Annotated in this window: 26 protein-coding genes; 3 read left to right on the forward strand and 23 right to left on the reverse strand. The window is 45.0% G+C overall.

The annotated features are described in order from the left end of the window. Positions 1-8 precede the first annotated feature (8 nt). The 19 genes from BF9343_RS07580 to BF9343_RS07665 all read right to left on the reverse strand — a co-directional run bounded on the left by BF9343_RS07580 (position 9) and on the right by BF9343_RS07665 (position 17,221). Positions 9-476 (reverse strand): nucleoside deaminase, encoded by a 468-nt coding sequence (locus BF9343_RS07580; protein WP_008768302.1) that lies wholly within the window; start codon positions 474-476, stop codon positions 9-11. A 167-nt stretch (positions 477-643) separates the two neighbouring features. Beyond that, positions 644-1,537 (reverse strand): hypothetical protein, encoded by an 894-nt coding sequence (locus tag BF9343_RS07585; RefSeq protein WP_005795086.1) that lies wholly within the window; start codon positions 1,535-1,537, stop codon positions 644-646. A gap of 13 nt (positions 1,538-1,550) precedes the next feature. Next, on the reverse strand, positions 1,551-2,000 hold the full coding sequence (locus BF9343_RS07590) for a DUF6108 family protein (protein ID WP_005786482.1): 450 nt from the start codon (positions 1,998-2,000) through the stop codon (positions 1,551-1,553). 28 nt (positions 2,001-2,028) lie between these two features. Then, positions 2,029-2,454 (reverse strand): hypothetical protein, encoded by a 426-nt coding sequence (locus tag BF9343_RS07595; RefSeq protein ID WP_008768304.1) that lies wholly within the window; start codon positions 2,452-2,454, stop codon positions 2,029-2,031. After that, positions 2,451-2,972: an RNA polymerase sigma factor gene (locus BF9343_RS07600; RefSeq protein ID WP_005786485.1), complete on the reverse strand. Its 522-nt coding sequence runs from the start codon at positions 2,970-2,972 to the stop codon at positions 2,451-2,453. Before BF9343_RS07600 ends, BF9343_RS07595 begins: the two co-directional genes overlap by 4 nt. Positions 2,973-3,125: 153 nt before the next feature. Beyond that, positions 3,126-4,112: a Gfo/Idh/MocA family protein gene (locus BF9343_RS07605; protein WP_005786487.1), complete on the reverse strand. Its 987-nt coding sequence runs from the start codon at positions 4,110-4,112 to the stop codon at positions 3,126-3,128. Positions 4,113-4,350: 238 nt separating this feature from the next. Next, positions 4,351-5,175 (reverse strand): transporter substrate-binding domain-containing protein, encoded by an 825-nt coding sequence (locus BF9343_RS07610; RefSeq protein ID WP_008659359.1) that lies wholly within the window; start codon positions 5,173-5,175, stop codon positions 4,351-4,353. A gap of 8 nt (positions 5,176-5,183) precedes the next feature. Beyond that, complete coding sequence (locus BF9343_RS07615) at positions 5,184-7,226, reverse strand: putative porin (protein ID WP_005795080.1); 2,043 nt, start codon at positions 7,224-7,226, stop codon at positions 5,184-5,186. Positions 7,227-7,348: 122 nt separating this feature from the next. Continuing rightward, a complete protein-coding gene (locus tag BF9343_RS07620; protein ID WP_005786493.1) occupies positions 7,349-7,891 on the reverse strand; it encodes a 2-oxoacid:acceptor oxidoreductase family protein in 543 nt (180 codons plus the stop codon). A gap of 18 nt (positions 7,892-7,909) precedes the next feature. Continuing rightward, positions 7,910-8,671 (reverse strand): thiamine pyrophosphate-dependent enzyme, encoded by a 762-nt coding sequence (locus tag BF9343_RS07625; protein ID WP_005786495.1) that lies wholly within the window; start codon positions 8,669-8,671, stop codon positions 7,910-7,912. Between the two features lie 96 nt (positions 8,672-8,767). Further along, on the reverse strand, positions 8,768-8,941 hold the full coding sequence (locus tag BF9343_RS22380) for a hypothetical protein (RefSeq protein ID WP_005776430.1): 174 nt from the start codon (positions 8,939-8,941) through the stop codon (positions 8,768-8,770). 10 nt (positions 8,942-8,951) lie between these two features. After that, positions 8,952-10,034, reverse strand: coding sequence for a 3-methyl-2-oxobutanoate dehydrogenase subunit VorB (locus BF9343_RS07630; protein ID WP_005786497.1), 1,083 nt, complete (start codon positions 10,032-10,034; stop codon positions 8,952-8,954). An 11-nt stretch (positions 10,035-10,045) separates the two neighbouring features. Further along, positions 10,046-10,273 (reverse strand): 4Fe-4S dicluster domain-containing protein, encoded by a 228-nt coding sequence (locus BF9343_RS07635; RefSeq protein ID WP_005776432.1) that lies wholly within the window; start codon positions 10,271-10,273, stop codon positions 10,046-10,048. 18 nt (positions 10,274-10,291) lie between these two features. Beyond that, on the reverse strand, positions 10,292-10,567 hold the full coding sequence (locus BF9343_RS07640) for a tetratricopeptide repeat protein (protein ID WP_005786499.1): 276 nt from the start codon (positions 10,565-10,567) through the stop codon (positions 10,292-10,294). 309 nt (positions 10,568-10,876) lie between these two features. Further along, a complete protein-coding gene (gene rpiB / locus BF9343_RS07645) occupies positions 10,877-11,311 on the reverse strand; it encodes a ribose 5-phosphate isomerase B (RefSeq protein ID WP_010992616.1) in 435 nt (144 codons plus the stop codon). An 82-nt stretch (positions 11,312-11,393) separates the two neighbouring features. Next, the gene (locus BF9343_RS07650) at positions 11,394-13,403 is read right to left on the reverse strand and encodes a transketolase family protein (protein WP_005786503.1); all 2,010 of its coding nucleotides are present in this window, start codon (positions 13,401-13,403) and stop codon (positions 11,394-11,396) included. Between the two features lie 154 nt (positions 13,404-13,557). After that, on the reverse strand, positions 13,558-14,712 hold the full coding sequence (galK, locus tag BF9343_RS07655) for a galactokinase (protein WP_005800633.1): 1,155 nt from the start codon (positions 14,710-14,712) through the stop codon (positions 13,558-13,560). A gap of 35 nt (positions 14,713-14,747) precedes the next feature. After that, the gene (locus BF9343_RS07660) at positions 14,748-16,073 is read right to left on the reverse strand and encodes an MFS transporter (RefSeq protein WP_005786507.1); all 1,326 of its coding nucleotides are present in this window, start codon (positions 16,071-16,073) and stop codon (positions 14,748-14,750) included. A 50-nt stretch (positions 16,074-16,123) separates the two neighbouring features. Next, positions 16,124-17,221: an aldose epimerase family protein gene (locus BF9343_RS07665; protein WP_032575204.1), complete on the reverse strand. Its 1,098-nt coding sequence runs from the start codon at positions 17,219-17,221 to the stop codon at positions 16,124-16,126. Positions 17,222-17,484: 263 nt separating this feature from the next. On the opposite strand from BF9343_RS07665, the gene BF9343_RS07670 reads away from it, so the two are divergent. Beyond that, positions 17,485-18,456, forward strand: coding sequence for a type I phosphomannose isomerase catalytic subunit (locus BF9343_RS07670; RefSeq protein WP_005786511.1), 972 nt, complete (start codon positions 17,485-17,487; stop codon positions 18,454-18,456). A gap of 65 nt (positions 18,457-18,521) precedes the next feature. Here BF9343_RS07670 and BF9343_RS07675 read toward each other — a convergent pair whose 3' ends face one another. The 4 genes from BF9343_RS07675 to BF9343_RS07690 form a co-directional block, all read right to left on the reverse strand. Further along, a complete protein-coding gene (locus BF9343_RS07675; RefSeq protein WP_005800631.1) occupies positions 18,522-18,785 on the reverse strand; it encodes a hypothetical protein in 264 nt (87 codons plus the stop codon). A 4-nt stretch (positions 18,786-18,789) separates the two neighbouring features. After that, positions 18,790-19,155 (reverse strand): phage holin family protein, encoded by a 366-nt coding sequence (locus BF9343_RS07680; protein ID WP_005786515.1) that lies wholly within the window; start codon positions 19,153-19,155, stop codon positions 18,790-18,792. A gap of 26 nt (positions 19,156-19,181) precedes the next feature. Next, complete coding sequence (locus BF9343_RS07685) at positions 19,182-19,391, reverse strand: YtxH domain-containing protein (RefSeq protein ID WP_005776445.1); 210 nt, start codon at positions 19,389-19,391, stop codon at positions 19,182-19,184. Between the two features lie 297 nt (positions 19,392-19,688). Continuing rightward, positions 19,689-20,972, reverse strand: coding sequence for a DEAD/DEAH box helicase (locus BF9343_RS07690; protein ID WP_005786517.1), 1,284 nt, complete (start codon positions 20,970-20,972; stop codon positions 19,689-19,691). A 190-nt stretch (positions 20,973-21,162) separates the two neighbouring features. On the opposite strand from BF9343_RS07690, the gene BF9343_RS07695 reads away from it, so the two are divergent. Together BF9343_RS07695 and BF9343_RS07700 are read left to right on the forward strand one after the other, a co-directional pair. Next, complete coding sequence (locus BF9343_RS07695; protein ID WP_005786519.1) at positions 21,163-21,933, forward strand: SDR family NAD(P)-dependent oxidoreductase; 771 nt, start codon at positions 21,163-21,165, stop codon at positions 21,931-21,933. A 114-nt stretch (positions 21,934-22,047) separates the two neighbouring features. Further along, complete coding sequence (locus tag BF9343_RS07700; RefSeq protein WP_005786521.1) at positions 22,048-22,545, forward strand: SPOR domain-containing protein; 498 nt, start codon at positions 22,048-22,050, stop codon at positions 22,543-22,545. Positions 22,546-22,686: the final 141 nt, after the last annotated feature.

A 22,686-nucleotide genomic window follows, 5' to 3' on the forward strand; every position in this document is an offset into this window, starting at 1 on the left:
CTTGTTTATCAGTATTCTATCTTATCTTCTTTTTCCATCCACTCCTCAAAAGCTTTGATTGCTTCGTCGTGGAGTAATACTTCGGATGGCAGCTTGCGGTTCTCCGGTTTCAGTTCCAATTCATCGTAGATAAACGAGTCGTCGAATCCGATGTTTTTGGCATCTGTCTTGTTATTGCCATAGTACATCTTGTCTAATCGGGCCCAATAGATGGCACCCAGGCACATGGGACAGGGTTCGCAAGAGGTGTAAATCTCGTAACCGCTCAGGTTAAAAGTTCCCAGTTTTGAGGCAGCCGCGCGGATAGCGCTTACTTCTGCATGGGCAGTGGGGTCGCATGAGGCTGTTACGCGATTGACGCCTGTGGCCACTATTTCTCCATCTTTTGCAATGACAGCTCCGAAGGGGCCTCCTCCGTTTGCTACATTTTCTCTGGAAAGTTCGATGGCTTTCCTCATTAGTTCTTCTTTGGTCATGTGATATAAAAAATCTATCGTTAATATTGTTATACGTTTTTTGCAAATATAAACAATATGAACGATAGATTGTTTTTTCCGGCAGAGAAATCAGCTTATTCTTTTTGAATAGTCGGACTGTTGATGCCGTCGGGCGGATATATGGTTGCCATCCGTCGGGCTTCCTGTTACCAATACCAGCACAGACCGAAAGAGTAGGGATAAAGTTCGGGACCTTTTTTGTGTTCGAAGAGGCTGTAGGTAGAGTAGCGCAAATACACTCCGATGTCACCGTAACCTGCTTGTGCCAGGAGGTTAATGCCTACCGGGTGGACATTCAGGCCGCTGTCCAGATTCTTTTTATGTCCGTTGACCTTTGCTTTCGACTTGGCTCCATGACGGATTTCCGCTTCAAGTCCGGCTGAAAAGAATAGAGGACCGTGAGCATTGCTGTGGCTGAATCTTTTTTGCCATTCCAGGGCTACCGGAATGCGGAAGTAGAAATAGCGTAACCGGCTTTTGGTATACACTTCCTCGTCGGGAACACCCGGAACAATGCCGGTGACTCCCTCTATTTGTCTGAAGGCATAGTTGTTGCCCAGGCGGAAAGAGCGGTATCCCCAGCCTAAACCGGTTGTTATGCCCCATTGGCGATCACGTGAGAGTGTCAGGGAGCCTTGAAACAGATTGAAACCGATTTCCCAGGACTTGTTGGCGTTTATATTCAGTCCGTCCGGAGTATTGAAGTTGATGCCGTCAGAGAGCCGTGTGTATCCCATATAGAATCCGGCAATATGCGGGTCGAACCGATAATGGTTCTTTCTTTTGACGAAGGGGACAGTGAATGCCGTGCGGCGTTCGGTAGTTTGTCCGTCCGTATAGATTCCCTCAAAAATCTGATCGTTCTCTATCGTATCGCCGTGCGAAGACTGTTCGTAAAGTTTTACCTTTATTTTCCCTTCGTTTTCTTTAATCAGGATTTTGCGTCCGTTGACGTAAAGAGTCGTGTCTTGCGAAATGCCTTCTTGAGCCATTCCCGCCATCGGGATCAGCATAAACAGTAATAAATAAATGTGTTTCATATTCTTATAATGTTTAGTTTTTTTTCATAAATAACATGGTTACCAGATCGTCTGCATCCAACTCGCCCTCGATGTAAATCAGGGTAGCCGAGCCTTTTTTACCGGTTTTGAACAGGATGAACCGGTTGACATCTTCTTTTAGCTGGGGCAATTGATAATAGCCGGACTGGATTTGTCCGCCTGCCACCACTTCCTTCACTTTCTTTGCCTTCTTTTTGTCAGCATCCAGACAGTTGAGAATGGTGGGCAGTGCTTCTTCAACGTCTTTAAAGACAAGGCTTTTATAGAGAGTCATCTGGTAGGTTTCCAGCATTTCGTTGGACAGCTCTACCATAGTCACTCCTTTTTGTTTACCGTATTTCTGGAATACGGAAGCTATTTGTAGTCCCTGTTGTGCTCTTGCCATGCCGGAGGCGACAGTAAGTAGCAGGATAATCCATGTGGTGCGAATGACTTTATTCATACTTCGTTTCTTTTATTATTTTCTTTTTTTATTCGGAGAACAGCGTAGCGAATACTTCCTCCTCGCTGATACTCACATCACGAAACGCGATCATGGCTTGTTCGCGTACCAGTTTGGCATCGGTATAGCATTTCCCGTCAATGATTACATAATTAGCGGTTGAGGTGTTGAAATGTCGGTTGAGACCGGCAATACCCAATATAAGCAATATTCCGGCAGCCATTCCGCTGAATATGTAAAGTAGACGGCGGCGTAGAGGGACAGAAGTTTTCGGAACTTCGGGGACGGCAGTCTTGCTCTGCCGGTTCTCTTCGTTGAGGAAAGCAAACATCGGGCGGTACATCTGCAGATGTTCCGGTATGATGCCCCGGGTGAAAAAACGGCGGAGCTCACGTTCTTCTTCGCAGGTGGTTTCCCCTTCAAAATACTTGTTCAATAATTCTTCTATATTCATGCTTCGTTTCTCCTTTTTCTTTGTTGTATGGTTTGCAGGTAAATGTCTCTTACTTTTTTCCGTGCCCTGGATAAATTGCTGCGGATGGCTTCGGAGCTGCATCCTGTTATCTCGGCGATTTCTTCGGTTTCGTACTCTTCTACATCTTTCATCCGGAGGATGGTCTGTTGCAGAGGTGGAAGTGTACTGATGATATGTCGCATCAGGCTGAATTCGTCTTTCTCTTCAAGCAAGCGTTCGGGGGTGGCGACCGGACTGGCAGCCTGTACGCTGTCGAGCGATAGGTTGTCGGGATGTTTCCCTCTGAGGATATCCATGCAGGTATGATGGGTCATAGTCATGGCAAGGGCCTCAATGCTATGGTATTCGTCCAGTTTCGGACGAAGGTTCCATAACTTCAGCATCACTTCCTGCACGGCATCTTCGGCATCCGAGTGGTCATCTGTCAACTTCCGCGCATAACTAAGCAGTTTGTCGCGGAGTGGAAGAACGGCTATTTTGAATTGTTTTAGTTCCATTTACATAAGCAAGACGGAGAAGGAAGGAAAACGTGACATGGAAAAGATAAAAAAATGATGAACGATCAACAATAAGTAGTATCCTGACAGGTGGAATGTAGTGTGAGGTAAGACGATCTCTATCGTTTATGGTTGATCGTTCATCGTTCATTATCAGATCTTTCCCAATATTTTATCCATCACCCAGTTAGTCGTTGTGGCACTTTCGCCATCACACGAACAGGTGGATTTTCCAAGAAGATGGTCTACTACGGCCTGAATCAAGGGCTGCTGTACGTGTTCAGGGTTTTCTACCACTATTTCTTCACGTCCTCTTTCAGTATGGAGGGCAATCGGGTCATAGGTAAATACGGAGAAGCAGATCATGCCTTTATCGCCGATAATTTCGATACGGTCTTCGCGGGCCGAATCATGGGCTACGAAGCACCACGAACCGCTCCCTACCAATCCGTTGTCGAACTGGAAACATGCGCTCAGTGTATCTTCTGCCGGATAGAGTCCGCCACGGTTGCTTTTATAGCCACTGGCTTCGAGTATGCAGCCGAACATCTCCTGCAGAAGGTCGATCTGGTGTGGTGCGAGGTCATAGAAGTATCCTCCTCCGGCAATATCGGCCTGTACACGCCAGGGCAGATTCTCTCTGTTATAGTCCAGATCGCGAGGGGGCTGTGCAAAACGGATCTGTACGTTGATTACATTGCCGATCGTACCTTTGTCCACCAGTTCCTTCACTTTCATAAAGTAAGGCAGGTAACGCCGGTAGTAGGCTACAAAACAAGGGACTCCCGTCTCTTGTGAGATGCGGTTGATGCGGGCACACTCTTCGTAAGTCTGTGCCATTGGCTTTTCGATATAAACCGGTTTTCCGGCTTTCATGGACATGATGGCATAAGTGGCGTGTGAAGAGGGCGGAGTGGCTATGTATACGGCATTTACTTCCGGATCGTCTATTAACTCTTGTGCGTCGTCATACCACTTCGGTATGTTCCGCTCTTTAGCATAGGCTTTGGCTTTTTTACCGTCACGGCTCATGACTGCCACTACTTTGGAGCCTTCTACTTTCTGAAAAGCAGGTCCGCTTTTGTATTTGGTCACCTCTCCGCAACCAATGAATCCCCATTTTATAATCTTATTGCTCATATCTTTTTATTTATCGTTCCGCAAATATACTCAATTCTGCCGAAAGCAAAGAATGATTTACAGTTATCCTGATAGAGATCGTTCGCGTTCGTCCCTTAGTGTGATAGCATCGGGTGTACAACTCATGCACGACGAGTTGTACCACTCGTACACGACCAGTTGCTCAACTCGTACTGTACCAGTTGTACAACTGGTAACTGTTATCTTTAAAAGAGACGGGAGGAGGGAAGAAAGCCGGTTATTGTTTCCCGTAATATTTGCGATAAACGGACTGGTATTCTCCTTTTTTTCGGAAGTCGGATAGCCATGTATTCAGGCTGTCGAGTAGGGCGGGAGATTGCTTGCTGACTCCCCATGAATAGAATTGCGTGAAACTGATGGCGGTATTGATATCGAGCTGGGGTAGCGAGTCCACAGCCATCCGGGCGATGCCCTCGTCACATACGGCATAATCGATGTCTCCGTGAGCAACCATTGCGATCAGTTGCTCGGAACCATATTTCTCTATTTCGTTAACATAGATCGTATCGCCTATTTCATTGCTCAGGTTGCGGATACGCAGGATGGAGGGAGATCCTTTGACGACATTCAATGTTTTGCCTGCCAGGTCGAGTTGGCTTCTGATGGCAAGTGAATCGTTTTCTCCGACTTTGCGTTGCACCAGGACTTGTTTGCTTAAAATGATAGGGGAGGTGAGGAGCAGCGAGTCTTTCAGTTCACTCGTAGCCGGTATGCCATAAGCCACTACATCATACGTTCCGTTGGCCAGCCCTTCCAGCCGTTGATTGAAGCTCATCACCGGAGAGACCTGTACCTGTAAACCTTTGTCGCGCGCAAACGCCTCTATCAGTTCGTAATGGAATCCCGAAACCGTATCTCCATCCACATAGAAGCTGATGGAGTTGTATTCTGTTGCAGCATGAAGAATGCCGCTTTCTTTGATCTCGGCATAATCCCGCGGATGTCCTTTGGGCTTCTCTTTGCGGGGCCAACAGGTGACAACGAGGGCTGATATCAGTCCCAATACAACGTATTTCAGATACTTAGGTCTCAGTAGATTCATGGCGGCAGTTAGTCATAGAAGTTCCAGGAAACACCAATCTTAAACAGGCGCGGGTTGATGGGGTAATGGGGTGACAAGAAATAATTCGAGTTACCCATTCCCTGATTGACGTGGTACATCATCGCGAAAAGGCGCGTACGTTTCAATTGCAGGTTGGCATATACATTGATGATCGGATAACCGCCAATCTTTACCTGGTCGTCTTCCGGTTGCAAGTGGAACTGCTGGATGGCGGGAGTATATGCCGGAGCATAATATTTGGTGAAATAGCGTACGTCGGCTCCCAATTGTACGTGAAGCACTTTCTTAGCCAGTGTTGTCTGGATATAGAGGTTATGGTATAGTGAAAGTTCGGGCAGGGGTAACACGGTGTTGTTGCTCGACTTTTGCCAGGTCACTTCATTGTCCAGATGAAGAATGCCCAGGCGGAAGTTTTGTGACAGAGTGGCGGAAAGCACTTGGATATTACCTCCATTCTGTTGGGGCAATGCTTTTTGATTGAAATACGTATAGTTCTTGATGTTTTCCACTCCGGCTTTCAGGTTGGTTTGCCAATGTTCTATGTTCAGCTCACCTTCCAGTCGGGTACGGAATTCTTTTTCCATATTGTCATTGTCCCAATAGAAGTACTTGGAGTGATAATGACGCATATAGAATGCGGGAAGAGTGTTACTGATGGATCCGCGGGCAATAAAGCTGACCGTGTCTTTCCATAAGCGGAAGTTCAGGTCGAGGTCGGCGTTGACACGGAATTGCCCGATCGCTTTATCCAGGATTCCCACTTCACCCATGGCGCGGTAGTGGAGTGTTTTTCCCTGGCGTTTGGCCAGTTCACCTCCGACAAAGACTTCATGTTCGCTGTATTTATCCACGCTTACAGAGTCCCGGTCCATAAGCCGGTAATTGCTTAACTTATGCGAGATGAAAGCTGTCAGCCCGGCTTTGGCATATTTATTGAAACCCTCGAGCAGTGCGATTCCCAATGTGTTTTTGACTCCGATATAACTGGTAGAGTCATTCACCAATTTGTTTCCGGGTTGGATATAAGCCTCCGGATAAATTTTGTACAGTTCGTCCTCCGAAGTAAACTGGTGGCGGCTGCGTTCCACTTTCATCGTGTGGATGAAACTGGTGACCGGAACGAACTCTGTCTTTTGAGTGTTGGTTGTGTCATCTTTGGCTTTCTCCACTTCACGCGTGAATCCCAGTTTATAGCGTTGGGTGAGGAATATGTAAAAGTCTTTGTTACGATTGGCGCTTTTGCTCAACAGGGTAGGGATATTCTGCGATTCGTATTCCTTTTTTCCCTCCGCCATCTCTTCCGGACGGGTGATGTAACGGTCGTCGGTGATACCGCCATTCTCGTTCATCTTCAGATAATTGTTGCTGTACAGTAAAGTGGCTTCATAGCGGTCGCCAATGTAACTTCCGAAAAGTGCGGCATTAAAGTAAGAGGTATTCTGGTTGTTATAATATCCCCGTCCGTACAGGTAATCGAAGTTGAAACCAAATGCCAGCCGTTTATTCACATTAACAGAAAAGTAAGACTTAAACCGTTCTTCTCCATTGATCTTATTACCGGCTTTATAGTAGGTAAGATTGGTGAAGGGCACGTTACTGTTGGTGAAGTTGAATTCGTCGGGACGTATGAAGAAGCTTGAAAAAGGTTCCATAAAGATGGTCGGTTCCGCGTCCCGACGTTCAAAGAAGAGGCGGGACAGACGGGGAGAACCTAAATTGCCCAGATAATTATAATGTCCTGTCAGACCTTCTACCAGGTTGGTGTTCTGAAACATGTGGGTTGCGGTATCAGCCGGGATTCTTTGAATCGTCCCCAGGTTTTCGCTGACGTGCCACATATAAAGTGTCGGAGGAAGTCCCTGTATCTCAACGTCTGTACTATCTTCCTGAACCCGCATGGCCGGGTCTATCTGGTTGCCGTTGGCATCTCTGCCGGTACGGGGATCAACTTGTTGTGTAGGGTTGAACTGTGCCTGTGCGGTCAGCAAACCTACAACAAGGAGTATATATGTAAGTAGGATTCGTCTCATAATTAGCCGCAAAGATACTTATTAAAATGAGAATTGAGAATTGAAATTTAAAAATTATCCGCTATCTCTGCCTGTGGCATAGCTAATAATTTTTAAATTCCGATTCTCAATTCTCAGTCAGTTTAAGCTTCTCTGATCAGTTCCATCCCTTTTTTGATGGCCTCTTCGTTCATCGGGATCAGGTGATGGTGGCGTTCGGGCAAAGTTTTCTTCAAACCTTTCACTACATTTTCTAAAGTGACAATGGGGCGAAGTTTCAGCAATCCTCCCAGCACGATCATGTTGAATGCTTTAGCATTGTTCATTTCATTGGCCGCATCCATTGCATCGATGCGGTACACCTTGATATCCTTGCGGGTAGGCGGGTTGATAATGCCGTATCCGTCGTAGATCAGGATACCTCCGGGTTTCACACGGCTTTCGAACTTTTCCAGTGAAGGCTGATTCAGAATGATAGCTGTATCATATTTGCTCAAGATCGGTGAAGAGATCTTGTCGTCACTTACAATGACTGTAACGTTGGCTGTTCCGCCACGTTGCTCAGGACCATAAGCCGGCATCCAGGTCACTTCTTTGCCCTCCATCAGTCCGGAATAGGCTAAAATCTTTCCCATAGACAGTACACCCTGTCCACCGAATCCTGCTATAATTATTTCTTCTTTCATCTTAATGATATTAACTTATTATTTATCTTTCAAGTCGCCAAGAGGATAGAAGGGGAACATGTGTTCTTCCATCCATTTGTTGGCTTTCTCCGGAGTCATTTTCCAGCCGGAACTACAGGTCGAAACGATTTCTACCAGGTTGGAGCCTTTTCCGTTCATTGAATTTTCAAAAGCTTTACGGATTGCTTTTTTAGCTTTCCGGATAGCCGGAACGGATTGTACCGACTGACGGGTTACGTAAGCTGTACCTTCCAGTTGGGCAGCAATCTCAGTTATCTTCAACGGATATCCGTGGAGTTCCGGATCACGTCCATAAGGACAAGTGGCGGTTTTCATTCCCATCAGGGTAGTAGGAGCCATCTGGCCTCCGGTCATACCGTAAATGGCATTGTTGATAAAGATAATCGTAATATTTTCACCACGATTCAATGCGTGGATAGTCTCTGCCGTACCGATGCAGGCAAGGTCGCCATCTCCCTGATAGGTGAACACCAGGCGATCCGGCCAAAGACGTTTGATGGCAGTGGCAAGTGCCGGCGCACGTCCGTGTGCAGCTTCCTGCCAGTCAATGTCAAGGTAATTGTAGATAAATACAGCGCAACCTACGGGTGAGATACCGACTGCTTTGTCTTCCAGTCCCATCTCCTCGATTACTTCGGCAATCAGTTTATGTACAACGCCGTGGCTGCAACCCGGACAATAGTGCATGCCATTGTCGTTCATCAGAGTCGGTTTCTTATAAACCAGATTCTCGGGCTTGATTATTTCTTCTTTCGTCATAACTTCTTTTTTTTATCTTTAAGTGACCGGGCTTGCTTGTTCTAAGTTCGGGTGTCTTAAACTACGCAGACTTAAAATGCTTCAAGGCCCGGATACTTATCTGTTGGTGAACCGTATAAAAAACTCCATCAGCTTGACAAAAATTGCCGCGCCGCATACGTAGATAAACACCTTAAAGTCGTCCTTCGCAACGAAGTAGGTGATAATAGCTGCCAGAGCCAATATCATAAACAGTATGTTCAATACGTTTCTTATTTTATCGGGATTCATCGTACTGTAGTTATTTGATTAATTGTTCTTTCAATGCAGTTACTATTTCGTCCGGATCGGGAACAATTCCTCCCAGGCGGCCGAAATGTTCAACTTTCACTCTTCCGTTCACTGCTAAACGAACGTCTTCTACCATCTGTCCGGCATTCAGCTCGGTTACCAGCATACCTTTTACTTTATTGGCATACTCGGCAATCGCTTTCGTCGGGAACGGCCATAGAGTGATGGGGCGAAGCATACCGACTTTAATCCCCTCTTCACGGGCCAGTTCCATTGCTTTCTGGCCGATACGTGCCATTGAACCGAAAGCTACAATCAGATATTCTGCATCTTCGCAGTCAATTTCTTCAAAACGTACTTCGTTTTCTTCAATTACTCTGTACTTTGCCTGGAAGCGGAGGTTGTTTTTCTCCATCTCTTCCGGACGCAGTTCCAACGAAGTGATGATGTTGGGCTTACGGTCTTTTGTCTTTCCGGTAGAAGCCCATGGACATTGTGCTATGACTTCCGCATCCGTACGGCGGGCTTTTGCGGGAGGAAGAACCACTTTCTCCATCATTTGTCCGATAACACCGTCTGCAAGGATGATGGCCGGATTACGGTATTTGAACGCAAGTTCGAAAGCGAGTCCGACAAAGTCTGCCATTTCCTGAACAGAAGCCGGAGCCAATGCGATGAGTTTATAGTCACCGTGTCCTCCACCTTTTACAGTCTGGAAATAGTCGGCCTGGCTTGGTTGGATAGTACCCAAACCGGGGCCGCCGCGCATCACGTTTACGATCAGACATGGAAGCTCGGCACCTGCCAGATAAGAAATACCTTCCTGTTTCAGGCTGACACCGGGACTTGATGATGAGGTCATCACCATTTTGCCGCTTCCGGCACCGCCATAAACCATATTGATAGCTGCCACTTCACTTTCCGCCTGGAGGACTACCATGCCGGTAGTTTCCCAAGGTCTCAGTTCGGCAAGAGTTTCCAACACCTCCGATTGCGGAGTAATAGGATATCCGAAGTATCCGTCGGCACCACAGCGGATGGCCGCATGGGCGATGGCTTCGTTTCCTTTCATTAATACAACTTCTTCTGCCATATTCTTTTCTTTTATTCTACTTTTACTTTATAAACAGAGATACATCCGTCCGGACATACGGTTGCGCATGAACTGCATCCGTTACAGGTATCTTCAAGAATCTGCTGGGCATAATTATACCCTTTCACATTCACCTCTTTGGCGAGGGATATTACGTTGAGCGGACAAGCTACCACACACAGGTTGCACCCTTTGCAACGCTCTGTGTCGACTACGATTGCTCCTTTGATTTTTGCCATAATCTATTTTTATTACGTTTATTGATTATACATATCTTTATTGTAGAAGTTCAATATATCCATCACCATTTTGCGTGCCTGGAGAGCCGGGCTGTCGGGATTGAGTTCAATGGCGGATTGATAATTATTGAGGGCTTTTTGCCAGTCTCCTAACTTGCGGTAAGCATTTCCCATCAGATAGTAAGCTTCGTCTTTACCGACGGGTTCAGTCTGGAGAAATTCTTCAAGTGCTTGAAGCGCATTTTCTATATCTCCTTGATTGATAAGCTCTTTGATGGTTTTCAGTTGATCCATATCTTTTGATTTTCCGGATTATTGAGTCACAAAGATAGCTTTTTATCTTTTAACCTGTTCATCTCTACTGTGAAAAATAGGAAAACAGAAAAAAATAGAGGGGGGAAATAAAATAGGTATTTGTCAATCTGGTACTGTTCTGAGGATGAATAGAGGCTATTGTATCCTTCCCGGGCATTTGCGAGGGGGCTATAAAAAGGGGAGTGTATCAAAAGTTCGCTAATTTGCAGTGAACCCTTGATACACTCCCATGTTGTTATTAAAGTCAGTCTTCTATCGATGTGATATGGAGGTCGATAGGGGAGACTCTCACTTTACAGGAATTTTATCAATGCGTTTCTGGTGGCGTCCGCCTTCAAACTCTGTCGAGAAAAATTCCGTCATAATCATATCCGCCTCTTCCGTGCTGATATAACGGCCGGGCATAACCAATACGTTGGCATCGTTGTGCAGGCGTGCCATGTGTGCGATTTCTGCTGTCCAGCAGAGTGCGGCACGAATACCCTGATGTTTGTTTAATGTCATGCTGATACCATTACCGCTACCACAGATGGCAATTCCCGGATAGCATTCGCTGGCTTCAACAGCCAGTGCCAATGGATGGGCAAAATCGGGATAGTCACAGCTGTCTGTCGAGTAAGTTCCGAAGTCTTTGTATTCCCAACCTTTTGCTTCCAGCCAGCCCCTTACGTATTCTTTCAATTCGAAACCGGCGTGGTCGCAACAAATTCCAATTTTCTTCATGTCCTTTTTAATGTGCTAATATAATGAATGTGCTAATGCACTGATCCTGCCGGATTAGCGCATTAGCACATTTAATGATTGATCAGAGCATTGCTTTTACCTGATTGTATACGTTTTCTGCGGTGAATCCCAGTTTCTCATCCAGCACTTTGTAGGGTGCCGAGAAACCAAATGATTCAAGACCGAACACTTTACCGTTGGAACCTACCAAACCTTCAAGATTCACCGGAAGTCCGGCTGTCAGACCAAAGATTTTGGCTCCTGCAGGAAGTATGGATTCTTGATACTCTTTGCTTTGATTACGGAATAACCCTTCGGACGGAGCGGAAACAATACGTACTTTCACACCTTCTTTGCGCAGAAGTTCGGCACCGGCCACCAGCGTTGAAACTTCCGAACCCGAAGCTACTAGGATCACATCCGGGTTTTCATCGGCGTCGGCAATGATATAAGCACCTTTTGCAGCTTGTGAATAATCGGTTCCTGCGGGCAGGTTAACGATATTCTGACGTGAAAGGATCAGTGCTGTAGGAGTCGACATGTTTTCCATTGCAAGTTTCCACGCAATGGTTGTCTCTTCCACATCCGCCGGGCGAAGTACCAACATAGAGTTGTGTCCTTTGTGGTTCTTCAGTTTTTCAAGCAGGCGTACTTGTGCTTCTTGTTCTACCGGTTCGTGAGTAGGTCCGTCTTCTCCTACACGGAACGCATCATGAGTCCAGATGAATTTTACCGGTTGCTCCATCAGGGCAGCCATACGCAGGGCCGGTTTCATGTAGTCTGAGAACACAAAGAATGTGCCGCATGCAGCAATGATACCTCCGTGCAGAGACATACCGATACAAATACAAGCCATACTTAACTCTGAAACTCCTGCTTGAAGGAAAGCGCCGCTGAAATCTCCTTTTTTGAATGCGTGCGTCTTTTTCAGGAATCCGTCTGTCTTGTCTGAGTTAGACAGGTCGGCTGATGAAACGATCATATTTTCTACCTGAGTGGCCAATGCTCCTAATACGGTTGCAGATCCGGCACGGGTTGCGCCGCCGGCTTTCTGTTCAATGGCATCCCAGTTTACTTTCGGGGCTTTTCCAGAGAAGAATTCGGCCAGTTTAGCTGCCTTTTCAGGGTTTGCTTTTGCCCATTCTGCTTTTGCTGCATATTTGTCAGCAACAATCTTCTTCAGTTCTTCCGCACGTTTGGCATACAGTTCGGCTACTTCGGGGAAAATGGTGAATGGATTCTCCGGATTTCCACCCAGGTTCTTGATTGTATTCACATATGCGTCTCCGCCCAATGGTGCGCCGTGTGTCGCGCAGTCGGCTTCATAGCTGCTTCCATCGGCCCGGCGTGCTCCTTTACCCATGGTCGTTTTACCGATGATCAGGGTCGGACGGTTCTTTTCAGCTTTGGCTTCAGTCAGAGCTTTGCGTATCTCGTCAGGATCGTTACCGTTGATTGTGATTACTTTCCAGTCCCATGCTTCATATTTCATGGCTACGTTTTCCGTTGTTACATCTTCTGTGTTGGTAGAAAGCTGTACGTCGTTTGAATCGTAGAACATGATCAGGTTGTCCAGTCCGAGTGTACCGGCAATGCGGCCGGCACCCTGAGAGATTTCTTCCTGGATACCTCCATCGGATATATATGCGTAAATAGTCTGGTTCATTACTTCGCCAAAGCGGGCTTTCAGGAATTTGGCTGCAATGGCTGCGCCTACTGCATAAGTGTGTCCCTGTCCCAGCGGGCCGGAAGTATTTTCAACGCCACGGTCTACATTCACTTCAGGGTGTCCCGGAGTAGGGCTGCCCCACTGACGGAATTGCTTTAATTCGTCCAATGTATATTTTCCGGTGAAAGCCAATACGGAATAAAGCATCGGTGACATGTGTCCCGGGTCGAGGAAAAAGCGGTCGCGACCTTCCCAGCGTGGGTTTTGCGGATCGTATACCAAAAACTCAGAGAAGAGTACGTTCACAAAATCAGCACCGCCCATGGCGCCTCCGGGGTGTCCCGAATTGGCTTTTTCCACCATCGACGCAGCTAATATGCGGATATTATCAGCCGCACGATTCATAAGTTTACTATCGTTCATATCTATTGATTAATTTAGTTTTTTCAGATTTTTCGCAAAGATAACCTTTTAGTGGGACTTATCTACCATAAAAAGATAGCTTTTTTACATAACAAAAAGAAAGGCACATCTGTTTAGGATGTGCCTTGTCTTCTGAATATTAGTTTTTGAATCTTTATACCAGTCTTCTTGAACCGTCACTGATAACTACATCATATACTTTCGGGCTTCTGCCGAATTTAGCTTTGAATGATTCTTTAGCTTTCTCGATGAAGTTGTCATACAATTCGTCTTTCACCAGGTTGATAGTACAACCGCCGAAGCCGCCGCCCATAACGCGTGAACCGGTTACGCCACACTCTTTAGCGCAGTCGTTCAGGAAGTCGAGTTCTTCGCAGCTTACTTCGTAAAGTTTGCTCATGCCATGATGAGTTTCGTACATTTTCTGACCTACCGTTTCGTAATCTCCTCTTTCCAGGGCATCACATACATCGAGTACACGCTGAATTTCTTCGATTACGTATTCGGCACGCATGTAATCTTCTTCACTGATATCAGCTTTTGCCTCTGCCAGCATATCCATTGTACAGTCACGCAGGAATTCTACATGTGGATGTTTTTTCTGGATGGCAGCCACAGCAGCCTCGCAGCTCTGACGACGTTTGTTGTATGCCGATGAAGCCAATTCGTGTTTAACGACCGAATCCAGCAATACCAGACGATAACCTTCCGGTTTGAACGGGAAGTACTGGTATTCCAAAGAGCGGCAATCCAAACGAATCAGGCTACCTTCTTTACCGAATACAGAAGCGAACTGGTCCATAATACCACAGTTCACACCGCAATAGTTGTGTTCTGTAGCCTGACCGATTTTAGCTAATTCGAATTTGTCTATTTTGTTTTCACCAAACAGGTCATTCAGCGCAAAGGCATAAGTACTTTCCAAAGCAGCCGATGAAGACATTCCGGCACCCAATGGCACATCTCCGGAGAAAGCGGTATTGAATCCTTTCACGTCAACGCCACGTTTGATCATTTCGCGGCACACACCGAATATATATCTTGCCCAGCTGGCGCGTGGAGCATCTTCTTCGTTCAATCCGAAAGTTACATAATCTTTCAGGTCGATAGAGTAAGCGTTTACTTTATCTGTGCCGTTAGGCTTGATTTCGGCGATCATACCTTTATCGATAGCTCCCGGGAAAACAAATCCGCCATTGTAGTCGGTGTGCTCACCAATTAGGTTGATACGGCCCGGAGAGGCATATACAAATCCTGTAGTTCCATCAAAATGTTTGATGAAGCGACTTCTTACGTGTTCTATATCCATGATCGTTTTGGTATTAAAAAGTTATTATTTAAGTTTTATTCAACAGGAATATCCTTATTTACATTCTTGCAACCTACAAGTGCATAGTACAGCATGTATGCTACGGCAGCGAAGATTACCCAGTAACTTGCAATGTAGCTGCTGGTCACGTCGGCTACTGCACCCTGAATCAACGGCAGGATACCACCACCGCAAACCATTACCATGAAGATACCGGAAGCCATTGCCGTATATTTACCCAGTCCTTCTACTGCAAGGTTGAAGATACCACCCCACATGATAGATGTACAGAGTCCGCAAAGTGCGAAGAACATGATTCCTACAGGTACTGTTTCCATACCGAAACCGATGCTGGCACCTCCTTTAAATACAGGCATAGCTACTGTTGTTGCGCTGGGGGCAAACATACCGATCAGCAAGAAGATCAAAGCCAGTGAAGAAACGACTGTCAACTGAGTTTTACTTGAGAATTTAGCTCCCAAAGCGCCACCGCACAGACGACCGATCATCATCAGGAACCAGTAAGTACCTACGATTGAACCTGCCATAGCTGTATCCATACCGAAACCTTTGGCACCGGCTGCATCAGGTGAAGTAGTCAGGAACAGGTTGATAAAGTTAGGAATACCTACTTCCACACCTACGTATACGAAAATGGCAACTGTTCCCAAAACGAAGTGACGGAATGAAAGCGGGCTGTGAGTGTCTTTTACTTTATGATCACTGGCGCTTTCTTTGTGAGGTTCGGGGATGTCCATGATAGCCAACACGATGAATACGACAGCAAAGATACCCATAGCAATGAACAATGCCGGATTAGCGTCACTGATACGTGTGTCCTGGCTGATAGTACCGATCAGGTAACCACCCAATACCGGAACGATTGTAGCTGAAATAGAGTTCAGAGAACCACCGAACTGAATTAATTGATTACCTTTCTTACCGCCACCTGCAAGTGTATTCAGCAATGGGTTTACTACTGCATTCAACATACACATAGAGAAACCTGAAACAAAAGCACCTGTCAGATAGATCCAAAATACAGTCAGTTCACCGGGCTGGTAGTCCATCTGTCCCGAAAGCACCTGAATGCCGACTCCGATAAATCCTACTGCTACGGCAGTAAGGGCTGTCTTTTTGTAACCGATTCTTTTGAGCATCATACCTGCCGGGAGTCCCATAAAGGCATAAGCTATGAAGTTGGCTGCATTACCCAGCTGCGTCATCCAGTTGGCAGCCTGGAATTGCTCTTTTACAATAAGTCCGAGCGGGTTAGTAAGTCCTGTTACGAATGAAATCATTGCAAAAAGCGCAAACATCATTGCAATAGGCAACACATAATTCTTTTTTTGTTGTGTCATGGTTTTTAAAAAGTTGTTAGTTATAAAAATGAGGTTAGTTATTTCCTTATTTATTTTTCAACTCCGAATTTATAGATGGTTACCTGCTGGTATTCATCGCCCGGCAGTAAAGTAGCCGACGGGAAGTGTGCTTTATTCGGTGTGTCGGGGAAGCATTGAGCTTCGAAGCAGATAGCGCTTCGTGCGGGGAAAGTAGCTCCGTTTGTTCCTTCGAAGCCGCCCAGCCAGTTGCCTGTGTATAATTGTACGCCGGCTTCTGTGGTATATACCTCCATGATGCGTCCGCTGTTGGGCTCTTTGCAGGTAGCTGCCAGGTCGAGAGAACCTGTTTCTGCCTTGTTCAATACATAGCAATGGTCATAGCCGGCACCGTATATAAGTTGCTGGAATTTGTCATTGATTCGTTCGCCAACAGTATGTGGGGTACGGAAATCCATCGGAGTTCCTTCCACTTTGGCTATTTCTCCTGTCGGGATGGATACTTCATCGATCGGAGTATAAAAATCTGCGTTGATTGTGACGATGTTATTTTCTACAGTCGGAGTAGGATTGGCTGTTCCTGCCAGGTTGAAGAAACCGTGATTGGTCAGGTTTACGACTGTTGCTTTGTCTGTAGTGGCACGGTATTCGATGACAATCGCATTCTCTTCTTCTTCAAGGCGATAAGTCATTTCAACTTCCAGATTACCGGGGAAGCCCTCTTCTCCGTCAGCGGAAGTATAGTTGAATCGGATCACCCCTTCTTCAAGTTGCTCGGCATCCCATACTCTGGCGTGAAATCCGGTGGGGCCACCATGAAGTGAGTTGGGACCGTTGTTGATCGTGAGACTATGTTCTTCGCCATACAGGGTGAATTTACCTTTGGCGATGCGATTGCCATAACGTCCGATAGTGGTACTTAAGAAAGGTTCCGGTCCGTGCATCAGTGCATCCAGTGTACCATAGCTGAGTACAACATTGGCATATTTTCCGTCTTTATCCGGAACCATGATAGATAGAATGGCGCATCCGTAGTTTGTTACGGCAACTTCCATTCCTTTCTTGTTTTTGAGGATAAACAAATCGGTTTTCTTATCGTTTATATCCTTTTGAAAATCTTTCCGGCTGAGCCCTGACCGATTTCCTTCAGTTGGGAATGTGTTAATCATGTCTGGTATTATTAAAATTTCTTGCAAATAAAGGGAAATTCTTTCGTTCTCCCAAATTATTCTTTGTAAATCTGTTCGGCGATTTAGGAAAGTTTAGCGTTTTCCGTGAAAGCATCCTAAGTTGTAATGCGAAGATAAAAAATTCATGTTAGTTTTAATTAAAAGCCCGGATTTTGTGTATTATTTGATATTTTTCGTATGTTTGTCCCTTGATTGTTAAAATCATGAGTTTTTAATCTAAGTTTATAACAAGAAAAACAAAAATGTATCCGTTAAAATTCGAACCCATTCTGAAGCAGACGCTTTGGGGGGGCGACAAAATTATCCCGTTCAAGCATTTGAATGATGATTTGAAGGGAGTTGGGGAAAGCTGGGAAATATCCGGCGTAGAGAACAACGAATCTGTCGTAGCTAACGGCCCGGATAAAGGCCTTACACTGACCGATATGGTGAAAAAATACCGTGAGGAACTGGTAGGCGAAGCAAACTATGCCCGTTTTGGCAATGAGTTTCCTTTGCTGATAAAGTTCATTGATGCGAAGCAAGACTTGTCTATACAGGTGCATCCCACTGATGAACTGGCTAAAAAACGCCACAACTCAAAAGGTAAAACTGAAATGTGGTATGTAGTGGGTGCTGACGAAGGAGCCAAACTGCGTTCGGGATTTTCTGAACAGATTACACCGAAAGAATATAAAGACCGCGTGCATAATAATACAATTACAGATGTTCTTCAGGAATATGAAATTCATCCGGGAGATGTTTTCTTCCTGCCTGCAGGGCGTATTCACAGTATTGGTGCCGGGGCATTTATTGCCGAAATTCAGCAGACGTCGGATATCACTTACCGTATTTATGATTTTAATCGTAAAGACGCTAATGGAAAAACACGTGAATTGCATACCAGCCAGGCACTTGATGCGATCAATTATGAAGTGCTCGATGACTATCGTACCAAATATGAACCTTTGAAAGATGAACCGGTTGAGTTGGTGGCATGTCCTTATTTCACGACTTCGGTTTATGATATGAGTGAACAGATCAGCTGTGATTATTCGGAGCTGGATTCATTCGTAATCTTTATTTGTATAGAAGGCTCTTGCCTGATGACAGATAATGAAGGCAACGAAGTGCGACTGGGTGCAGGAGAAACTGTTTTGCTTCCTGCCACTACTCAGGAATTGACCATTGTGCCTCAAGAAGGGAATGTGAAGTTATTGGAAACATACGTGTAAGGACATTCTTCAACGTATTTATATTAGACGCCCGGATATGCAATGATGTATGTCCGGGTGTTTTTTTAATATCTTTTTCGGAAGAGTCCGCGAACTTTACGGATCATTTTCATACCCAGCATGACACCGTCAAAAATGGCCATACCGGTACTGAAAGAGCGCATTAACGCATTACCACCGGAGGCGGCAGGTGCAAGGGGGGCGAAAATTCGGCGGGTGGTATCCGCCATGGCTTGTTTCTGGTCACAGATTTCCTGCAACACTTCTTGTTTACGCTGAGCAATGTCTTCCAGCGTAATTTTCTTTGGAGTAGGTGTGCTGTTGTTCATTGCTTCATTTTTTATTGGAGTCGTTGAGAAATAGGTTTGCAAGGAAATTTACCATCGGCGAAATGATAAGTTGCCTGCGGAAAAAATAAATGATGGCAATCAATAAAACATTGATGCCTGCTATGATGCCGAAACTTACCATCAAACCGCCTACTAACGGCTCAAGAATATAAGCCAGGGCAAAAAGCAGATAAAACAGGGCTACCATACCTAAGATAGTGAGCACTAAAATCATTATTAACGTGGATAAGAGTATAGTTAACTTTTCCGTTAATTCCAGTTTGGTATATTCTTTCTGGAGTACAAGGAACTTCTTGAACTCAGCAAACAGCTGCTGGATATTTTCAATGCTTTTATCGTCTGTAAACATGATAGCTCTGTTTTGATCTTGTTCATTTAGTCAATTACTTCGCCTTTGATTTCAGCTGCAATTTCATCAACGAGGTTTTCCATTTCGTTACGATTCAGCTTGATACCTTTTTTGCGAAGAATCTCTGCGATTTTGTGACGAGTATCTTCTCCTTTTTCAGGAGCGAATAAAATACCCAGGGCTGCACCAACGGCTGCACCACCCAGAAAAGCTGCTAATACATTAAGTCCTTTCATAATCTTTTGTTTTTAAATGATCATATTACAAAGCTAACATTTTTATTGAAAACTTGTTCTGTTTGCCTTAATTTTTTTAGAAAAAAAATACTCAGCTTAAAATCAGAAGTAATCTTAATGTAAATGCCGGGCGGCGTTTGGGAGGATGTGCTGAAACTCTCATTCACCACAGATTATACAGGCCTATGCAGATAAATGTTATTAGTTATCAATAGATTAAGCTTGATCTGTACTACTCTGTGGTGAATGGTGGCATACCCTTCGGGCAGGATTGTTTTTGTCTGAATCCGAGAGTATCTATTTCCTTTTTTCCTGTTTGGTGGAAGACGGTTGATTTGTTTTTTGCTTTTTCCGTCTCCAGAAGTCGCCATTAGCCCGGCTCCCGCGGTATGTTTTGTTGGCTTTGGCTTTAACCTTGATTTCTTCCTGCTTTTCTTCCTGGGCCTTGATACCTTCGGTCGTGACAAACGGGTGGTCTTTTACCACCGGGATGTTTTTCCCTATCAACTTTTGGATATCTTTTAAGTAGGGCAGTTCTTCTGATTCGCAGAAAGAGATGGCCACTCCTTCATGTCCGGCACGTCCGGTACGACCGATGCGGTGCACGTAAGTTTCCGGAACATTGGGCAACTCGTAATTGATTACGTGTGATAATTGGTCTACATCGATGCCGCGTGCAGCAATGTCGGTTGCTATCAAGGCGCGAAGGGTATGGTTCTTAAAATTGGTCAAAGCACGCTGGCGTGCATTTTGAGTTTTGTTACCATGTATCGCTTCAGCTCCGATACCGGCTTTAGTCAGTACACGTGCCAATTTGTCGGCTCCGTATTTTGTACGCGTAAAGATAAGTACCGACTCGATTGATGTATCTTTCAACAGATGGATCAGCAAGTCCTTTTTTTCTTTTTTCTCGACGAAATAGACCTGCTGTGAGATGATGTCCACAGTCGAAGAGGCCGGGGTCACTTCCACTTTCTCCGGTTTAGTCAACATCGAATTTGCCAACGTTTCTATTTCCGGTGGCATGGTCGCCGAAAAAAACAAAGTTTGTCTTCGGGCCGGTAGCAGTTTCAGGATGCGTTTGATGTCATGGATAAATCCCATGTCCAGCATACGGTCTGCTTCGTCCAATACAAAAAAATCAAGTGAACTCAGGGAGATAAATCCCTGTGATATCAAATCCAATAATCTGCCAGGAGTGGCAACCAGTATCTGAATACCGCTCCGTAGAGCGTCAGTCTGTGGTTTCTGTCCTACTCCTCCAAAGATTACGGCATGTTTCAGACCGGTATACCGTCCGTATGCTTCGAAACTTTCACCTATCTGAATTGCAAGTTCCCGGGTTGGCGTCAGCACAAGTGCCTTGATACCTTTACGATGGTCGGTTTTATACAATTTTTGCAAGATAGGGATAGAAAAAGCAGCTGTTTTACCGGTACCTGTTTGAGCACAACCTAATAAATCTTTTCCTTGAAGTAAAATGGGGATTGACTGTTCTTGTATTGGGGTGGGAGAGGTGTAACCCTCTTGTCTTAAAGCCTTTAAGATAGGCTCTATCAAATTCAAATTTTCAAATGTCATGTACAATAATTGAATGAGCCTCTCGGCTCTGTTATGTTATATAGCACAAAGATAGGGTAATCGTAAGACGTAAATCCTTTTTTCTGTAATGCTTTAATCTTATTTAACTAAGGTGAAGGGCATATCATCGGAGGTTTAAGCGTACTTTTGCCTTTCATTATATAAGTAATCTAAATTTGTATAAGAAGAAATGAAAGGTAAAATCGTTTTTATAACGGGAGCAAGCAGTGGCATTGGTGAAGGATGTGCGCGTAAGTTTGCTTCGCAAGGTTCGGATTTGATTCTGAATGCCCGTAACGTGGCAAAACTTGAAGAGTTGAAAGTAGAACTGGAAGCTAAATACGGAGTACGTATCTGCCTGTTGCCGTTTGATGTACGTGATCGGAATGCAGCGACCATGGCGCTGGCTTCTTTACCAGAAGAGTGGAAACGTATTGATGTATTGGTGAACAATGCCGGTCTTGTGATTGGTGTAGATAAAGAATTTGAGGGAAACTTGGACGAATGGGATATTGTGATTGATACTAATATAAAAGCCTTGTTGGCTATGACGCGTATAGTGGTTCCCGGAATGGTGGAACGCGGACACGGGCATATCATCAATATCGGTTCGATAGCTGGTGATGCGGCTTATCCCGGCGGAAGCGTATATTGCGCCACTAAAGCCGCTGTCAAAGCACTTTCGGACGGTTTGCGTATTGATTTGGTAGATACTCCGCTTCGTGTGACAAACATAAAACCGGGAATGGTGGAAACTAATTTTACGGTTGTCCGTTATCGTGGAGATAAGGATGCTGCCGATGCTTTTTATAAGGGTATTCGTCCGTTGACTGGAGACGACATAGCTGAAACAGTTTATTATGCTGCCTCTGCTCCCGAACATATACAGATAGCAGAAGTGCTGGTGATGCCCACTTATCAGGCAACCGGTACGATTTCTTATAAGAAAAAAGACTGCTGAGGTATCTAAAAAAGTGTTTTTTAGGAAGATTGTTTTGTGGGGTGATAAAAATTCTATTATTTTGTCCCCTTCAAAAGAATGGATACAAGATTATTAACTAAATGTGTATAGATTATGAAAAAATTAGTAGTATTAGGGATGGGCGTATGCGTTGCCTTGGCATTTGCTTCATGTAAATCCAGCGAAAGCGCTTATAAAAAGGCATACGAGAAAGCTAAACAACAGGAATTGGCTGAGCCTCAGGTAGAAGCTCCCGTAGAAGTTACTCCGGTAGTTGCTGCTCCGGTAGAAACTAAAAAGGCTGTTGATAATGCTGCAGGCGTTCGTCAGGAAAAGGTAACAGTTGTTTCAGGTGCTGATGGATTGAAAGATTATAGCGTAGTATGCGGTAGCTTCGGTTTGAAAGCAAATGCAGAAGGTCTGAAAGATTTTCTGGACAAAGAAGGTTATAATGCAACCATTGCTTTTAATGCTGAGACAGCTATGTATCGTGTGATTGTAAATACATTTGCCGATAGGGCTTCTGCTGCGCAGGCACGTGATGCTTTCAAGGCTAAATATCCTAGTAGAAAAGACTTCCAGGGCGCCTGGTTGTTATATAGAATCTATTAATAAAAAAATCTTTTTGGTAATTTCGGGAGTGACGGATGTTGTCTCCCGGTAAAGAAGGTATCCTGTGAAGGATGCCTTCTTTTTTGTTTCACCACTTGGGTAGATACACTTTTTATTGATAACATTAAAACAGGTTCTCAA

Origin of the sequence: Bacteroides fragilis NCTC 9343 (assembly GCF_000025985.1) — a bacterium.
Taxonomy (GTDB): domain Bacteria; phylum Bacteroidota; class Bacteroidia; order Bacteroidales; family Bacteroidaceae; genus Bacteroides; species Bacteroides fragilis.

What these genes read in the sequence shown, in the direction of transcription:
- BF9343_RS07585 (WP_005795086.1), bottom strand. Translation starts at nt 1,537, where the DNA reads ATGAAACACATTTATTTATTACTGTTTATGCTGATCCCGATGGCGGGA.
- BF9343_RS07580 (WP_008768302.1), bottom strand. Translation starts at nt 476, where the DNA reads ATGACCAAAGAAGAACTAATGAGGAAAGCCATCGAACTTTCCAGAGAA.
- BF9343_RS07665 (WP_032575204.1), bottom strand. Translation starts at nt 17,221, where the DNA reads ATGATTAACACATTCCCAACTGAAGGAAATCGGTCAGGGCTCAGCCGG.
- rpiB (WP_010992616.1), bottom strand. Translation starts at nt 11,311, where the DNA reads ATGAAGAAAATTGGAATTTGTTGCGACCACGCCGGTTTCGAATTGAAA.
- BF9343_RS07690 (WP_005786517.1), bottom strand. Translation starts at nt 20,972, where the DNA reads ATGACATTTGAAAATTTGAATTTGATAGAGCCTATCTTAAAGGCTTTA.
- BF9343_RS07605 (WP_005786487.1), bottom strand. Translation starts at nt 4,112, where the DNA reads ATGAGCAATAAGATTATAAAATGGGGATTCATTGGTTGCGGAGAGGTG.
- BF9343_RS07650 (WP_005786503.1), bottom strand. Translation starts at nt 13,403, where the DNA reads ATGAACGATAGTAAACTTATGAATCGTGCGGCTGATAATATCCGCATA.
- BF9343_RS07700 (WP_005786521.1), top strand. Translation starts at nt 22,048, where the DNA reads ATGAAAAAATTAGTAGTATTAGGGATGGGCGTATGCGTTGCCTTGGCA.
- BF9343_RS07660 (WP_005786507.1), bottom strand. Translation starts at nt 16,073, where the DNA reads ATGACACAACAAAAAAAGAATTATGTGTTGCCTATTGCAATGATGTTT.
- BF9343_RS07615 (WP_005795080.1), bottom strand. Translation starts at nt 7,226, where the DNA reads ATGAGACGAATCCTACTTACATATATACTCCTTGTTGTAGGTTTGCTG.
- BF9343_RS07620 (WP_005786493.1), bottom strand. Translation starts at nt 7,891, where the DNA reads ATGAAAGAAGAAATAATTATAGCAGGATTCGGTGGACAGGGTGTACTG.
- BF9343_RS07625 (WP_005786495.1), bottom strand. Translation starts at nt 8,671, where the DNA reads ATGACGAAAGAAGAAATAATCAAGCCCGAGAATCTGGTTTATAAGAAA.
- BF9343_RS07630 (WP_005786497.1), bottom strand. Translation starts at nt 10,034, where the DNA reads ATGGCAGAAGAAGTTGTATTAATGAAAGGAAACGAAGCCATCGCCCAT.
- BF9343_RS07635 (WP_005776432.1), bottom strand. Translation starts at nt 10,273, where the DNA reads ATGGCAAAAATCAAAGGAGCAATCGTAGTCGACACAGAGCGTTGCAAA.
- BF9343_RS07640 (WP_005786499.1), bottom strand. Translation starts at nt 10,567, where the DNA reads ATGGATCAACTGAAAACCATCAAAGAGCTTATCAATCAAGGAGATATA.
- BF9343_RS22380 (WP_005776430.1), bottom strand. Translation starts at nt 8,941, where the DNA reads ATGAATCCCGATAAAATAAGAAACGTATTGAACATACTGTTTATGATA.
- BF9343_RS07595 (WP_008768304.1), bottom strand. Translation starts at nt 2,454, where the DNA reads ATGAATATAGAAGAATTATTGAACAAGTATTTTGAAGGGGAAACCACC.
- BF9343_RS07670 (WP_005786511.1), top strand. Translation starts at nt 17,485, where the DNA reads ATGTATCCGTTAAAATTCGAACCCATTCTGAAGCAGACGCTTTGGGGG.
- BF9343_RS07590 (WP_005786482.1), bottom strand. Translation starts at nt 2,000, where the DNA reads ATGAATAAAGTCATTCGCACCACATGGATTATCCTGCTACTTACTGTC.
- BF9343_RS07695 (WP_005786519.1), top strand. Translation starts at nt 21,163, where the DNA reads ATGAAAGGTAAAATCGTTTTTATAACGGGAGCAAGCAGTGGCATTGGT.
- BF9343_RS07680 (WP_005786515.1), bottom strand. Translation starts at nt 19,155, where the DNA reads ATGTTTACAGACGATAAAAGCATTGAAAATATCCAGCAGCTGTTTGCT.
- BF9343_RS07610 (WP_008659359.1), bottom strand. Translation starts at nt 5,175, where the DNA reads ATGAATCTACTGAGACCTAAGTATCTGAAATACGTTGTATTGGGACTG.
- BF9343_RS07600 (WP_005786485.1), bottom strand. Translation starts at nt 2,972, where the DNA reads ATGGAACTAAAACAATTCAAAATAGCCGTTCTTCCACTCCGCGACAAA.
- galK (WP_005800633.1), bottom strand. Translation starts at nt 14,712, where the DNA reads ATGGATATAGAACACGTAAGAAGTCGCTTCATCAAACATTTTGATGGA.
- BF9343_RS07675 (WP_005800631.1), bottom strand. Translation starts at nt 18,785, where the DNA reads ATGAACAACAGCACACCTACTCCAAAGAAAATTACGCTGGAAGACATT.
- BF9343_RS07685 (WP_005776445.1), bottom strand. Translation starts at nt 19,391, where the DNA reads ATGAAAGGACTTAATGTATTAGCAGCTTTTCTGGGTGGTGCAGCCGTT.